Source organism: Pseudomonas sp. DC1.2 (assembly GCF_034351645.1).
In the GTDB taxonomy this organism is placed as follows: domain Bacteria; phylum Pseudomonadota; class Gammaproteobacteria; order Pseudomonadales; family Pseudomonadaceae; genus Aquipseudomonas.
On sequence record NZ_CP133782.1, the window covers coordinates 238,324 to 251,848 of the forward strand.

At 59.0% G+C, this 13,525-nt stretch carries 14 protein-coding genes; 4 read left to right on the top strand and 10 right to left on the bottom strand.

Going from position 1 to position 13,525, the window contains the following annotated elements:
* The 3 genes from RHM68_RS01130 to gpmI form a co-directional block, all read right to left on the bottom strand.
* Nucleotides 1-1,320 carry a S41 family peptidase gene (locus tag RHM68_RS01130; protein WP_322220125.1) on the bottom strand — a complete coding sequence of 440 codons (1,320 nt, stop codon included), beginning with the start codon at nt 1,318-1,320 and terminating at the stop codon, nt 1-3.
* A 31-nt stretch (nt 1,321-1,351) separates the two neighbouring features.
* Nucleotides 1,352-2,644, bottom strand: coding sequence for a murein hydrolase activator EnvC (locus RHM68_RS01135; RefSeq protein ID WP_322220126.1), 1,293 nt, complete (start codon nt 2,642-2,644; stop codon nt 1,352-1,354).
* Nucleotides 2,645-2,785: 141 nt separating this feature from the next.
* Nucleotides 2,786-4,315 carry a 2,3-bisphosphoglycerate-independent phosphoglycerate mutase gene (gpmI, locus tag RHM68_RS01140; RefSeq protein ID WP_322220127.1) on the bottom strand — a complete coding sequence of 510 codons (1,530 nt, stop codon included), beginning with the start codon at nt 4,313-4,315 and terminating at the stop codon, nt 2,786-2,788.
* A gap of 154 nt (nt 4,316-4,469) precedes the next feature.
* Here gpmI and RHM68_RS01145 point away from each other — a divergent pair, with 154 nt between their 5' ends.
* The 3 genes from RHM68_RS01145 to secB are packed head-to-tail and all read left to right on the top strand — an operon-like array spanning nt 4,470 to nt 5,669.
* Entirely contained in the window at nt 4,470-4,883 is a 414-nt protein-coding gene (locus RHM68_RS01145) for a rhodanese-like domain-containing protein (protein ID WP_322220128.1), read from the top strand.
* Between the two features lies 1 nt (nt 4,884).
* The gene (grxC, locus tag RHM68_RS01150) at nt 4,885-5,139 is read left to right on the top strand and encodes a glutaredoxin 3 (RefSeq protein ID WP_322220129.1); all 255 of its coding nucleotides are present in this window, start codon (nt 4,885-4,887) and stop codon (nt 5,137-5,139) included.
* A 44-nt stretch (nt 5,140-5,183) separates the two neighbouring features.
* The gene (secB, locus tag RHM68_RS01155; protein ID WP_322220130.1) at nt 5,184-5,669 is read left to right on the top strand and encodes a protein-export chaperone SecB; all 486 of its coding nucleotides are present in this window, start codon (nt 5,184-5,186) and stop codon (nt 5,667-5,669) included.
* Between the two features lie 95 nt (nt 5,670-5,764).
* On the opposite strand, the gene RHM68_RS01160 is transcribed toward secB, so the two are convergent.
* Nucleotides 5,765-6,220, bottom strand: a complete 456-nt coding sequence (locus RHM68_RS01160) for a tRNA (cytidine(34)-2'-O)-methyltransferase (protein ID WP_322220131.1) — start codon at nt 6,218-6,220, stop codon at nt 5,765-5,767.
* Here RHM68_RS01160 and RHM68_RS01165 point away from each other — a divergent pair.
* Entirely contained in the window at nt 6,219-6,659 is a 441-nt protein-coding gene (locus tag RHM68_RS01165; protein ID WP_322220132.1) for a hypothetical protein, read from the top strand. The two genes, RHM68_RS01160 and RHM68_RS01165, sit on opposite strands and share 2 nt — an antisense overlap.
* Before the next feature lie 552 nt (nt 6,660-7,211).
* Here the strand turns inward: RHM68_RS01165 and ntrC are convergent.
* The 6 genes from ntrC to glnA all read right to left on the bottom strand — a co-directional run bounded on the left by ntrC (nt 7,212) and on the right by glnA (nt 13,451).
* Complete coding sequence (ntrC, locus tag RHM68_RS01170) at nt 7,212-8,648, bottom strand: nitrogen regulation protein NR(I) (protein ID WP_322220133.1); 1,437 nt, start codon at nt 8,646-8,648, stop codon at nt 7,212-7,214.
* Nucleotides 8,645-9,730, bottom strand: a complete 1,086-nt coding sequence (gene glnL / locus RHM68_RS01175; protein WP_322220134.1) for a nitrogen regulation protein NR(II) — start codon at nt 9,728-9,730, stop codon at nt 8,645-8,647. The genes ntrC and glnL overlap by 4 nt, the downstream gene beginning before the upstream one ends.
* 230 nt (nt 9,731-9,960) lie before the next feature.
* Nucleotides 9,961-10,581: a DUF4124 domain-containing protein gene (locus RHM68_RS01180; RefSeq protein ID WP_322220135.1), complete on the bottom strand. Its 621-nt coding sequence runs from the start codon at nt 10,579-10,581 to the stop codon at nt 9,961-9,963.
* Entirely contained in the window at nt 10,578-11,093 is a 516-nt protein-coding gene (locus RHM68_RS01185) for a DUF4124 domain-containing protein (RefSeq protein WP_322220136.1), read from the bottom strand. The genes RHM68_RS01180 and RHM68_RS01185 overlap by 4 nt, the downstream gene beginning before the upstream one ends.
* A 193-nt stretch (nt 11,094-11,286) precedes the next feature.
* The gene (locus RHM68_RS01190; protein WP_322220137.1) at nt 11,287-11,877 is read right to left on the bottom strand and encodes a hypothetical protein; all 591 of its coding nucleotides are present in this window, start codon (nt 11,875-11,877) and stop codon (nt 11,287-11,289) included.
* Nucleotides 11,878-12,044: 167 nt separating this feature from the next.
* Nucleotides 12,045-13,451: a glutamate--ammonia ligase gene (gene glnA, locus RHM68_RS01195; RefSeq protein WP_322220138.1), complete on the bottom strand. Its 1,407-nt coding sequence runs from the start codon at nt 13,449-13,451 to the stop codon at nt 12,045-12,047.
* Nucleotides 13,452-13,525 lie beyond the last annotated feature (74 nt).

Sequence of the window (13,525 nt, forward strand, 5' to 3'; positions counted from 1 at the left end):
TCAGCGGCCAGAGGTGATGCTCAGCCCTTTGAGCAGGCTCAGGGCCTGGGCCAGTTGGTAATCGTCATCCTGCGGCATCGCCTTGGCTTTGGTGCCGGAGCCGGTCGGTTTGTCGGCGCCGCCGTTGCCATTGCCCAAGTGACCTTGCAGATCGGCTTCCTTGAAGTATTCGCCGTCTTGCTCGTTGGTGATCTTGGCCTTGCGCACTTCGATGTCCGGCACGATGCCCTGGGCCTGAATCGAGCGGCCATTAGGAGTGAAGTACAGCGCGGTGGTGATTTTCAGCGCCCGATCGTTGTTCAGCGGCAATACGGTTTGCACCGAGCCTTTACCGAAGCTGGTGGTGCCCATCAGCACGGCGCGTTTCTGGTCCTGCAAGGCACCAGCAACAATTTCCGACGCCGATGCGCTGCCGCCGTTGATCAGGACCACCATTGGCACCGCTTCGCTTTCATCTTTGCCAGTGGCAGAGAAGCGCAACTCGGAGTTGGCGATGCGGCCTTTGGTGTAGACGATCAGACCTTTGGTGATGAAGTGATCGACCACTTCCACCGCAGCTTGCAGCACGCCGCCGGGGTTGTTACGCAGGTCGAGGACGATACCGTTGAGCTTCTTGCCGTTGTCCTTGCGCAGTTTTGCCAAGGCATTGGAGACTTCTTCGCCGGTCTTGACCTGGAACTGGGTGATGCGGATGTAGCCGTAGCCAGAGTCCAGCAACTGAGCCTTGACGCTCTTCACTTGAATAGTGGCGCGGGCCAGGGTCACGTCGAACGGTGTGCCGCCGTCGCGCACCAAAGTCAGGGTGATCTTCTGGCCGAGCTTGCCGCGCATCTTGTCGACGGCTTCGGTCATGCTCTGGCCACGGGTCGGCTGGCCGTTGATCTTGACGATGAAGTCGCCCGCCTGAATGCCGGCCTTGGAAGCCGGGGTGTCATCAATTGGCGAAACCACTTTGATGAAACCGTCTTCGGCGCCCACTTCGATGCCCAGGCCGCCGAATTCGCCGCTGGTACTCTCTTGCAGCTCAGCGAAGTCTTCCGGGCCCAGGTAGGCAGAATGCGGGTCGAGGTTGCTGAGCATGCCTTTGATGGCATTTTCCAGCAGGGTCTTGTCGTCCACCGGTTCAACATAGGCCGCTTTGATCCGGTCCATGACCTCGGCAAAGGTGCGCAACTCTTCAAGCGGCAGCGGCGCTTTGGTCGTTGCAGCGGTGCCTGCTGGCGCGACTGCCGGGGCAGGTTGAGCGGCGAACGCCAACGGCGCGCCGATCACCAGTGCGATCGTCAGGGCCAGCGAGGTAAGGCGGGACAAATGCAGCATGTCGAACGAACTCCTGAATTAGGTGCAGTGCTTATCCTTGCGCACGGCACCATTGCGCTGGATCACTCGGGTGACCCTGCTGACGAATTGCGAAATACAGTGCCGGTGTGTCCTGGCCGCCACTGTTACCGACAGTGGAGATGGATTCACCTGCTTTTACCACGTCACCGGCCGATTTGAGCAACGTCTGGTTGTGACCGTAAAGACTCAAGAAACCGTTGCCATGGTCGAGAATTACCAACAGTCCGGCGCCACGCAACCAGTCGGCGAACACCACGCGCCCGCCGTGTACGGCATGCACCTGGCTGCCGGCAGAGGCGCTGATCATCACGCCGTCCCACTTGGTGCGGGTATCGTCGCCGCGGCTTTCACCGAAGCGTGCCAACAGTCGACCATCAACGGGCCATGGAAGTTTGCCGCGGGCAGAAGCAAATGCACCGCCAAAGGTCTCGCCGGAACTTGAAACCAGTGCGCCGGGCGACGGTTTAGCGGGTTTGCGTGGGGCGTCGGAGGCGTCTGACTGAGCCTGGGCCTCACGTAACCGCTTTTTTTCGGCTTCCTGCTGGGCAATTAGCGCTTTTTGTCGCGCTTGTTCTGCCTCACGGGCCTGGCGGGCCAAGGTTTCTTCGATGGTTTTAAGGACTTTAGACAGGTCTGCCTGATCCTGCTCGCGGGCCGCGAGTTTTTGATCGCGTGCCTTAACGTCGTCGTTGAGCTTGGCCAGGACTTGCTGGCGTTCCTTGCGCACTTTGTCGAGTTCGTCGCGCTGGCTGTTGAGGCTACTTTTTTGCACCAGCAACTGGGCTTGCTGCATCGAAATATCTTTTTCGACGTTGGCCAGTTGGCGCAGGGTTTCGTTGAAGTTTTTCAGTTGCTCCAGGCGGGCCTGGCTCAGGTAATCGTAATAGGTGAGGGTGCGGGCGAATTTCTCTGGATTCTGCTGGTTGAGCAGTAGTTTGAGGTATTCCTGACGGCCGTTTTGGTAGGCGGCGCGGGCCTGAATGGCGATCAGTCGTTGCTGTTCAGTGCGTGCGCTCTGGAGTTTTTTTTTCTCGGCGTCGAGTCGCTGCAGCTCGGATTCGCTTTTCTTCAGCTCTTTTTGCAGGGCATCGACCTGCTTCTCGAGCTTGCCCATCTCGGTTTCGGTGCCCTTGAGGTCTTTCTGCACACCGGATTTTTCTTCCTGAAGCTTGCCAAGCAGTTTCTTCAGCTCAGTGATGTCCTGACGCGTGGCGTCCAACTGTTGTTGGGTTTGCGCGCGCTCGTCAGCAAAGGCCGGTTGGAGCAGGCAAGTCAGAGCGAGGGCTATCAGGACGCGGAGCATAGAGGCGGGCGACACCAGGAAAATGGACGGCCTAGTATGCCCGCCAAGCGCCGCAAAAAAAACGCCCATTTCGGGCTGTGTGATAACTGGCCCCAAAAACCCTCCCAAGCCATGTGGGAGGGTTTGGCGGTGTACGAAGGATCAGACCAGAATCGAAGTGCCCGTCATTTCTTTCGGTTTTTCCAGGCCCATCAACATCAGCATGGTCGGCGCCACGTCTGCCAGCACTGCGCCATGGCGCACCTTGAGGTCACGCTTGCCGACATAAATGAACGGCACCGGCTCGGTCGTGTGGGCGGTGTGCGCCTGATGCGTTTCTTCGTCGGACATTTTCTCGCAGTTGCCATGGTCAGCAGTAATCAGCGCTTCGCCTCCGACCTTTTCCAGTGCTTCGACGATACGCCCGACGCACAGGTCCAGGCATTCCACGGCTTTCACCGCGGCGTCAAGGTTGCCGCTGTGGCCGACCATGTCGCCGTTGGCATAGTTGACCACGATCACATCAAAGCGCTGGTGTTCGATGGCATCGACGATGCGGTCGGTAACTTGCGGCGCACTCATCTCGGGCTGCAAGTCATAGGTGGCGACTTTTGGCGACGGGATCAGGATGCGCTCCTCGCCCGGGAACGGTTCTTCGCGCCCGCCGGAGAAGAAAAAGGTCACGTGGGCATATTTCTCGGTTTCAGCGATGCGCAGTTGGGTCTTGCCGTTTTTCGCCAAGTAATCGCCCAGCACGTTTTCCAGGCTGCCGGCAGCGAAGGCCGAGGGCGCGGGAATACTGGCGGCGTATTGGGTCAGCATGACGAAGCCGGCCAGTGCGGGCTGGCGGGCGCGTTCGAATTCCTTGAAACCGTCTTCGACGAATACGCGGGTCAGCTCGCGGGCACGGTCGGCACGGAAGTTCATGAACACCACGGCGTCACCGTCTTCGACCTTTACCGGCTCGCCGATGGAGGTGGCTTTGACGAATTCGTCGCTCTCGCCGCGCTCGTAAGCGGCTTGCAAACCCTGCTGGGCGGTGGCCGCGTTGAACTGGCCATTGCCGTCGACAATCAGGTTGTAGGCTTGGGCCACACGGTCCCAGCGGTTGTCGCGGTCCATGGCGAAATATCGGCCAATGATGCTGGCGATCCGGCCTTTGCCCAGGGCCTGGAAGGTAGCGTCCAGTAACTCAATGGACGACTCGGCGCTTTTTGGCGGCGTGTCGCGGCCGTCGAGGAAGGCGTGCAGGTAAATTTTTTCGGCGCCGCGCTTGAACGCCAGCTCAGCCATGGCGACCAGGTGATCCTGGTGACTGTGAACGCCGCCGTCGGACAGCAGGCCCATGAAATGTACGGCTTTGCCAGCAGCAACAGCTTTGTCCACGGCGGCGCAAATGGTCGGGTTCTCGAAAAACTCGCCGTCGCGGACCGATTTGGTGACGCGAGTGAAGTCCTGATACACCACGCGGCCGGCGCCCAGGTTCATGTGGCCGACCTCGGAGTTGCCCATCTGGCCGTCCGGCAGGCCGACGTCCATGCCCGAGCCCGAGATCAGGCCGTTCGGCACGGTAGCGGTCAGACGGTCCAGTACGGGCTTCTTCGCCAAGTACACGGCATTGGCTTCGTGGCTCTCACTGTGACCGAAGCCGTCGAGAATGATCAGGACCAAAGGTTTAGGCGTGGTAGTCATGGAATCCACTCGTGGCTGAGTTAAAAAGAGGGCGATGGAAAAGGGAGTCGCAAGTTTAAAGCTAAGTTCCGACCGCGTCACCGCCGGACGGGGTTTGGCCCGCCTTAGGGGCTGTGTATACTGGCCGACTTTTAACGCCCTGGAACCTCCTTAAATGGTCGATCACCTGATTGCATTTGCCACCACCCACTATCTGCTTGTCGGCATCTTCGCCGTTCTGCTGGCTTTGCTGATCGCCCACGAGATGAAGGGCGGCGGCCGCAGCCTCAGCACCGGTGAGCTGACCGGGCTGCTCAACCGTGAAGAAGGCGTGGTGATCGACATCCGTTCGACCAAGGATTTCTCCGCCGGCCACATTGTTGGCGCGTTGAACATTCCTCACGACAAACTGACCGCGCGTGTCGGCGAACTGGAAAAGCACAAGGCCAAGACCATCATCCTGGTCGACGCTCAAGGCCAGACTTCCGGCACCCATGCCCGCGAGCTGATGAAATCCGGCTTCACCGCCGCCAAGCTCTCCGGCGGCATTGCCAGCTGGAAAGGCGACAATCTGCCGCTGGTGAAGTGATATGAGCAACGTCGTCGTCTATTCCAGCGATTACTGCCCTTATTGCTCGCGAGCCAAATACCTGCTCGAGAACAAAGGCGTAGCCTTCGAAGAGATCAAGGTCGATGGCAAGCCACAAGTGCGTGCCGAGATGTCCAAAAAGGCTGGGCGCACGTCCGTACCGCAAATTTGGATCGGCAGCACCCACGTCGGCGGTTGTGATGATTTGTTTGCTCTGGAGCGCGCCGGCAAGCTCGACGCGCTGCTCAAGGCCTGAATTCCCTTCCCTCTTACAAGACCCAAGATCAGAAAGGATCTGAGATGACTGACCAACAGAACACTGCAGCCAGCGAAGAAGAAACCGCACCGCAATTCTCCTTGCAGCGCATCTACGTGCGTGACTTGTCTTTCGAGGCCCCGAAAAGCCCGGCGATCTTCCGCCAGCAGTGGGAGCCGAGTGTCGGTCTGGATCTGAACACCCGTCAAAAGGCCCTGGAAGGTGACTTCCACGAAGTCGTACTGACCTTGTCCGTGACCGTGAAAAACGGTGATGAAGTGGCGTTCATCGCTGAAGTGCAACAGGCCGGGATCTTCCTGGTCAAGAACCTGGACGAGGCTTCGATGAGCCACACGTTGGGCGCGTTCTGTCCGAACATCCTGTTCCCGTATGCTCGCGAGACCCTGGACAGCCTGGTGACCCGTGGTTCGTTCCCGGCACTGATGCTGGCGCCGGTGAACTTCGATGCGCTGTACGCGCAAGAGCTGCAACGTTTGCAGACGGCTGGCGAAACCCCAACTGTGCAATAAGCGTTCAATGCAGTAACGAAAAAAGCGCCGTAACAGGCGCTTTTTTCATGGGCGGCGCAATGATCGTTCTCACGCGCGTGGGAACGATCAAAGGGTTACTTGAAACCGAGTTGGCGCCAGCCTTCGTACACGGCAACCGCCACGGTGTTCGACAGGTTCAGGCTGCGGCAGCCTTCGCGCATTGGCAGGCGCAGGCGTTGTTCGCCGGGCAGTGCGTCGAGCACCTCGGCTGGCAGGCCTCGGCTTTCCGGGCCGAAGAGAAAGGCATCGCCCTCGGCGAAGCTAGCGTCATGGAAGGGCCGCGAGCCTTTGGTGGTAAAGGCGAACAACCTTGGATGGCCAAGGCTTTCCAGGCAACTGGCCAAGTCGGCGTGACGTTGCAGGGTGGCGTACTCGTGGTAATCGAGGCCGGCCCGGCGCAGACGCTTGTCGTCCATGTCGAAGCCCAGCGGTTCGATCAAATGCAGGTGGCAGCCACTGTTGGCGCACAGCCTGATAACGTTGCCGGTATTCGGCGGAATTTCTGGTTGGAAGAGGATGACGTGAAACATGCACGGCTCCGAAGGTAAAGATGAGCAGCATTCTACGCCGCAAGCCGATCCGCGTTCGAAACTATTCCCGCGGGTGATCGGGTCGCTGGCGATTGTCGGGATCATGGTGGGGCTGATGATTGGTCGCCTGACCACCCCCGACCCCAGCCAATTGCAGCAGGTGGAGGTCACGAACGACGGACTTGTGGTGTGGTTCAACAACGAACCGAAGATTCACGGCGAGGTAGTCGACGGCAGTGTGGCGTTGTTGTTCGACGCGGCTGGCAAAGCTCAGAAAGGTCAGCTCAAGGTCAACGACAAGGGCGTGAACTGGCGAGTTCGTTTGAGTGATGGGGGGTTGTTGCTGACGGTGATTGCTGCGCGCCCACTTCAGGGCGATTGGGCTGGCCGCGCGGTCGATGACCGCTGGCGGCTGGAGATTCACCTGCGAGAGCAATAAAAGAGGGAGTCCCCGGCCTGCCTGTACCAAGGTTCCCAAAACGGCGGGGCCCGCGCATAGCGGCGAGAGCCCGGTGTAAAGAAGGAATCCCTGACCTGCCTGTATCAGGGACCCCAAAACGGAGCAGGCTCGTCGCGTGTGCGGTGTGAGCCTTGTGTAAAGAGGGGAATCCCCGGCCTGCCTGTACCAAGGTCCCCGAAACTGGGTAGTGAACTGAATCACTGATTGGACTGTTGCAGGGCGCGTGCCAGGTTTTAATAACGTCCAGCAAAAAAGCGTTATTAGGCGCTAAAAGCCCCGAGATACGGGGCTTTGTCGTTTTTTTTGAGTGGGTTTTATTGCGCTTGGAGGCGGGGTTTGCGGTCAACGGTTGTGCGCGATTGCGGTTCACAGTGCATTGCGGCGGTGCATTCGGCCCCAAATGCATCGCGGGCAAGCCCGCTCTCACAAGGATCAAGGGCCTTCACTCGATCGTGAAAACACTGAAAATCCACTGTGTGAGCGGGCTTGCCCGCGATGGGGTCTAACGATCAGCGCAGATTAAGAGGTTGTTTAGCCCTCATCCCCTTCATCATCATCCCCGCCATCAACTTTCATCCCCAATTCCTTGATCTTGCGCGTCAGGGTATTGCGCCCCCAGCCCAGCAGCACGGCGGCATCGCGGCGGCGGCCGGCGGTATGTTTGAGGGCGGTTTCGATCATGATCCGCTCGAAGGCCGGTACGGCGCTGTCGAGCAGGCTCGACTGGCCGCGGCCCAGCGCTTGGTCTGCCCACTGGCGCAGCGCCTGCTCCCAATTGGTGGCCGGTGCTGCATCCTGCGGCAGGCTCAGCAGTTCTGGCGGCAGGTCGCTGATGTGTACTTCGCGACCTGAAGCCATCACCGTGATCCAGCGGCAGGTGTTCTCCAGCTGGCGCACGTTGCCGCCCCACGGCAGGTTCTTCAGGTATTCCTCGGTCTCGCTTTTGAGCAGCTTCGGCTCTACCGCCATTTCCTGGGCGGCGCGGCCAAGGAAGTGTTTGGCGAGGGTCGGGATGTCTTCGCGACGGTCCGATAACCGTGGGATATGAATACGGATCACGTTGAGGCGATGGAACAAGTCTTCGCGAAATTTCCCGGCGTGTACCAGGGTTTCCAGATTCTGGTGGGTCGCGGCGATGATTCGTACATCAACCTTGACTGGCGTATGACCGCCAACACGATAGAATTCGCCGTCGGCGAGCACCCGTAGCAAACGGGTCTGGGTGTCTGCCGGCATGTCGCCGATTTCATCGAGGAACAGCGTGCCGCCGTCGGCTTGTTCAAAACGCCCGCGCCGCAGATTGGCGGCACCGGTGAACGCCCCTTTCTCATGTCCGAACAGCTCGGATTCCATCAAGTCTTTAGGGATTGCCGCCATGTTCAGCGCAATGAACGGCGAGGCCGCACGTGGGCTGTGACGATGCAGGGCGTGGGCGACCAGCTCTTTGCCAGTCCCGGATTCACCGTTGATCAGCACTGTGATGTTGGAGTGGCTCAAGCGCCCAATGGCGCGAAAAACTTCCTGCATCGCCGGCGCTTCGCCAATGATTTCCGGGGTGCGGGTCAGGGTTGGGACGACTTCCAGACCTTGCTGTTCCTGCGCGTGCAGGTTGGCGCGCTTGACCAGCGATACCGCTTCGTCCACATCAAACGGTTTGGGCAGGTATTCAAACGCCCCGCCCTGATAGGAGGCTACCGCGCTGTCGAGGTCGGAGTGAGCGGTCATGATAATGACCGGCAGCCGTGGGTGTTGTTCGCGAATCCGCGCCAAAAGGTCCAGACCGCTGGCGCCCGGCATGCGAATGTCGGAGATGATCACGTCCGGCTGCTGACGTGCCAGGCGGCTCATCACGCCATCGGCGCTGTCAAAGCTCTGCGTGGTCATGCCTTCCTGTTGCAAGGCTTTTTCCAGGACCCAACGGATAGAACGGTCGTCATCGACGATCCACACGGTTTCACTACGGCTCATGTCGATGTGGCTCCTTGTTCCAGTGGCAGAAAGATCGAGAAGGTGGTGTGGCCTGGATGGCTTTCACATTCGATCAGGCCCTGGTGCTGGCTGATGATGTTCTGAGTAATGGCCAGGCCCAGCCCTGTACCGTCGGGGCGGCCGCTGACCATTGGGAAGAAAATGGTGTCTTGCAGTTCGCTGGGAATCCCTGGACCGTTGTCGATAATTTCGATCTTGGTCACCAAGCGATGACGAATGTGGCCGATGGTGAACTGGCGCATGGCGCGGGTGCGCAAACTGATGCGGCCCAGACGCAGCTCATTCTGGCTGCTGATGGCCTGCATGGCGTTGCGCACGATGTTCAATACGGCCTGAATCATTTGCTCGCGGTCGATCAACACGTCGGGAATGCTGGGGTCATAATCGCGCACCAATGTGATGCAACCCTGGCTTTCAGCCTCGACCAAGTGACACACGCGCTCCAATACTTCATGAACATTGCACATGGCCAGCGACGGCAGTTTGTTGGAGCCGAGCATCCGGTCCACCAAGTTACGCAGGCGGTCGGCTTCTTCGATGATGACGTTGGTGTAGTCGCGCAGGCTCTCTTCTGGCAGTTCGCGGGCTAGCAATTGCGCCGCTCCACGGATCCCGCCCAAGGGGTTTTTGATTTCATGAGCCAGGCCGCGTACCAGCATCTTGCTGGTTTCCTGCTTGGACAACTGCGCCTCTTCCTTGGTTATTCGCAGCAAGCGGTCGCGCGGGTGGACTTCCAGCAGCAGCAGGGTGTCGCCGTTGCTCAGGATGGGGGTCACCGCGTAATCAACCGTCAGGGTCTGGCCAGTCAGGGCGGTAAGCATCGCTTCGCGCTTAGTGAACGGATGCGCTTGCTCGACGGCCTGGCGCAGCGAATTGAGCGCCTCGGTGGACTCGGTAAACAACTCACTGATGAATTGGCCATGGCTACGCTGGCCACTGATAGCCAACAGCATCTCTGCCGCCGGGTTCATGTACTCAAGGCGCAATTCGGCGTCGAGCAGAATGGTTGCGGTGGTCAGGTTATCGAGTAGCAAGCGGTGCAGTGCGTCGCTTATGGTCATCAGGACCTCTTTTGGAGCAGGGCGCGCGCAAGAACTAAGCGCTGATGCAGGGAAAATGCAAAAACCAAACCAAAGCTCCGAAAAGAAGCGTTTAAGGCCTGAAAAGGGCGTTTTACGCTCGATCGCGTGGCGTTATGCCAGCTTTTGCGGGTACTTTCGAACCAAAATGGATTTGGATGTGGGAACGGTGCAACGTATCGCACCAATATAGTGCGCAAACCTGGGTGAGGTTAAAAAAACTTAAGGAAGGGATTTTTTTCTTCTGCGGGTTTGTCTTTGAGCGGGCATTCGGGCCGCTGACCGTAATCGGTGAGGGTGCAGGGCGTGACCTGGCGCTTCTGCGCGAGGGAGATGCGCAGCATGTGAAACGGTTGGTTGGCCGTGCGCTCGACGATTCGGCCCTGTTCGTCGAGGATTTCCACTGACAGGTTATGGCTGCCCCGGTCGATGTTGCTCAGTGCAAACACCGGGCTGGGGCCGGGCTCGGCGGTAGGCTTGCCGTCCAGCAGCAAACGATAGCGATGGCCCTTTTGCAGGCCTGGTTCGCTGGTGACGCTGACGATCAGTTCGCCGGCACTGCTGCGTATCGTGGCATCAGGCTCGGGCACCAGCACACGAAGCATGTCGTAGCGGAACAGCGGTTGTTGTTCAGTTTTTTGCGCGGTGATCAGCGGTTTTGCGTTGCTGGGGTTGGCGGTCATGCGGTTGCCGGTGGCCAGCGGGACGCGCTTGGCACTGCCAGTGCGTGGCTGGTCGGTGAAGACCCGGTTGCCCTGTGCATCGACATAGGTATAGACGTCAGCCATCGCCGGGAAAGCGATCAGGCACGCGATCAGCAGCCAGCCCTTCAAGGCGTATGCACCCGTTGCACGGTGAGTGCCACGCTCGGGCTTTGTTGCACGACGTTGTTCCCGTCGATTACTTGCACCGCGAGACTGTGGTCGCCGCGATCAATATTCACCAGTTGCAGGATCGGCACGTTGCTCGGTTGGCCGTAAGGCTGGTTGTCCAGCAAGAGCCTGAGTAGATGCGGGGCCTGCAGCCGCGGTTTGATCAGGACGCTGACGGTGAAGGTGCCGTTGTTGGCACGCAGGGCTTCTTCGGTGGGCAGTCCGGTCAGTTCCAGCACCTCGTAGGCGCTGCGCGGCTGCTGGCTGCTGCTGGTGGCTGTGGGCGAGGCTGGTGGGCGGGCCGGCTGGTGCTCAACGCTGTTAAGCGGCGGCAATTCCACCGGCTGCGCTTTGACGCCATCGGGCGGCTGGTTGCTGTAGGCGGTGTTGCCTGAGGCATCGGTGTACTTGTAGATCTGCGCGGCAGCGGGCAGGGCGACCAACAGCAACATCAATAGAAAACCACGACCCATAAATTCAACCAGAAACGAAAGCGTTGGGTTGCAGCATAGGCCACGGCGGAGGGCTTGGCATCGGTTGCTTACATTCCGTTATTCAAATCGTCGGCGTCGCTTTCGCCCGCAGGCTCGACGCGCGGCGCCTGAGTGAGCCGTTATGAGACTGTCTTTAGGCATCAAGAACTAAGGCAGCCTGTGCGGCTGGCGCCTATTTCGCGCCGTTCAGGCAGGGCGCTAACACTTCGCGCAAACCGCTGGCCTCGGTAGGCAAAATAAATTTGGCAATCAGTGGCTTGTCGCCTTTTTGTGTTGAGGGCACTGTCAACGTGACGAGCTGGCCGATGGCAGCCTTCGTCAGCCAAAAGCGCAACTCGCTTTTGCTGGCGCTCATCGCGAATTCGAACACCCAGCCATCGTCTTGCAGGCGCCTTACTGAGCCAAAGCCACTTATCCGGTAGTCGATGTGGGCGCGCCTGGCGGTGCTCATGCGCAGCGGGCCGTGCAGGGTTGCGTTCGGACCTTCATAGGCGTCGGCGTTGAAGCCCAATCGCTGCGTAGGGATTATCAATGAGAGATGGGCGTGGCAGCCGACCTGCAAAAGCGCTTGGCTGGTCTTGCTTCCATAGGACGCTTTGCCGTCGAGAAGTGCCATTTGATAAGGGTTTTCGGCGTCAGGTTTTTCTACCTGCCAGTGCATCAGCGAGGTCACGGAGCCCAAGCTGTCGGCCATTGCGCAAGCCGGTGTCAGCATCCCCGCGAGCAGCGTGAGCGAGCAAAGTAAGGCGTGCCCGGATTTCATCGATGGCGCCTCGCAAAAACCGTGACAGTAGACGATGTTTTCTTGAGCGGCTTGCTCAATTGATATCAAGAGAATGCCAAACCTTCGGTCTCTACTCGTCGCCCACAAAAAAGGCCTCCCGAAGGAGGCCTCATTTTTGTCACGCCGCTTGCGCAGGCGCTACCGGATCAGCAGCTGTAGTACAGCTCGTATTCCAGTGGGTGTACGAAGGTGCGGACCTTGATTTCTTCTTCGCTTTTCAGAGCGATGTAAGCGTCGATGAAGTCATCGGAGAACACGCCGCCTTTAGTCAGGAACGCGCGACCTTTGTCCAGCTCTTCCAGGGCTTCTTTCAGGCTGCCGCACACTTGTGGGATCTCTTTCGCCTCTTCAGGCGGCAGGTCATACAGGTTTTTGTCAGCTGCGTCGCCAGGGTGGATCTTGTTCTGGATGCCGTCCAGGCCAGCCATTACCAAGGCTGCGAAGGCCAGGTACGGGTTAGCCGCTGGATCCGGGAAGCGTGCTTCGATACGGCGAGCGCGAGGGCTGGACACGTAAGGAATACGGATCGAGGCGGAACGGTTGCGAGCCGAGTAGGCCAGCATGACCGGTGCTTCGAAACCTGGGACCAGACGCTTGTAGGAGTTGGTCGACGGGTTGGTAAAGCCGTTCAGCGCCTTGCCGTGCTTGATGATGCCGCCGATGAAGTACAGGGCGGTATCGGACAGGCCGGCATAGCCTTCGCCAGCGAAGGTGTTTTTGCCATCTTTGGCGATGGACAGGTGAACGTGCATACCCGAACCGTTGTCGCCGTACAGCGGCTTAGGCATGAAGGTCGCGGTGCGACCGTAGGCATCAGCAACGTTGTGGACGCAGTATTTCAGGGTCTGAACTTCGTCAGCCTTAGCGACCAGGGTGTTGAACTTCACACCGATTTCGTTCTGACCGGCAGTGGCCACTTCGTGGTGGTGAACTTCGATGACCAGGCCCATCTCTTCCATGGCGTTGCACATGGAGGTACGGATTTCGTGGTCATGGTCGAATGGCGGAACAGGGAAGTAGCCGCCTTTGACGCCTGGACGGTGGCCTTTGTTGCCGCCTTCGATGTCCTGGTCGGACATCCAGGAACCCTGTTCGGAGTAGATTTTGAACATCGAGCCGGAGATGTCGGACTTGAACTTCACCGAATCAAAGATGAAGAACTCTGGCTCTGGACCGACGAACACGGTGTCGCCGATACCGGTGGACTTCAGGTATTCCTCGGCACGTTTGGCGATGGCGCGTGGGTCGCGGTCATAGCCTTGCATGGTCGACGGCTCGATCACGTCGCAGACGATGATCAGCGTAGTGTCTTCGGTGAATGGGTCGAGGACGGCAGTGCTGTCGTCCGGCATCAGGATCATGTCGGAAGCTTCGATGCCTTTCCAGCCAGCGATGGAGGAACCGTCGAACATTTTGCCTTCTTCGAAGAAAGCATCATCCAGCGCATCGCGAGCCGGCATGGTCACGTGGTGCTGAGTGCCTTTGGTGTCCGTGAAGCGCAGATCAATCCACTTGACGTCATGATCTTTGATGAGTTGAACCGACTTCGACATAGTGTCCTCCGGGTGGCTTCGGGCGGGTATTGGATGCCCTTAGAATTTGGGTGATGCCGGCGCGAATACTCTGC

Excerpts from the sequence above, each read along its gene's own strand:
- RHM68_RS01160 (WP_322220131.1), bottom strand. The coding sequence starts at position 6,220 with ATGTTTCACGTCATCCTCTTCCAACCAGAAATTCCGCCGAATACCGGC.
- glnA (WP_322220138.1), bottom strand. The coding sequence starts at position 13,451 with ATGTCGAAGTCGGTTCAACTCATCAAAGATCATGACGTCAAGTGGATT.
- RHM68_RS01190 (WP_322220137.1), bottom strand. The coding sequence starts at position 11,877 with ATGAAATCCGGGCACGCCTTACTTTGCTCGCTCACGCTGCTCGCGGGG.
- ntrC (WP_322220133.1), bottom strand. The coding sequence starts at position 8,648 with ATGAGCCGTAGTGAAACCGTGTGGATCGTCGATGACGACCGTTCTATC.
- glnL (WP_322220134.1), bottom strand. The coding sequence starts at position 9,730 with ATGACCATAAGCGACGCACTGCACCGCTTGCTACTCGATAACCTGACC.
- RHM68_RS01130 (WP_322220125.1), bottom strand. The coding sequence starts at position 1,320 with ATGCTGCATTTGTCCCGCCTTACCTCGCTGGCCCTGACGATCGCACTG.
- grxC (WP_322220129.1), top strand. The coding sequence starts at position 4,885 with ATGAGCAACGTCGTCGTCTATTCCAGCGATTACTGCCCTTATTGCTCG.
- RHM68_RS01165 (WP_322220132.1), top strand. The coding sequence starts at position 6,219 with ATGCACGGCTCCGAAGGTAAAGATGAGCAGCATTCTACGCCGCAAGCC.
- RHM68_RS01185 (WP_322220136.1), bottom strand. The coding sequence starts at position 11,093 with ATGGGTCGTGGTTTTCTATTGATGTTGCTGTTGGTCGCCCTGCCCGCT.
- secB (WP_322220130.1), top strand. The coding sequence starts at position 5,184 with ATGACTGACCAACAGAACACTGCAGCCAGCGAAGAAGAAACCGCACCG.
- RHM68_RS01145 (WP_322220128.1), top strand. The coding sequence starts at position 4,470 with ATGGTCGATCACCTGATTGCATTTGCCACCACCCACTATCTGCTTGTC.
- RHM68_RS01135 (WP_322220126.1), bottom strand. The coding sequence starts at position 2,644 with ATGCTCCGCGTCCTGATAGCCCTCGCTCTGACTTGCCTGCTCCAACCG.
- gpmI (WP_322220127.1), bottom strand. The coding sequence starts at position 4,315 with ATGACTACCACGCCTAAACCTTTGGTCCTGATCATTCTCGACGGCTTC.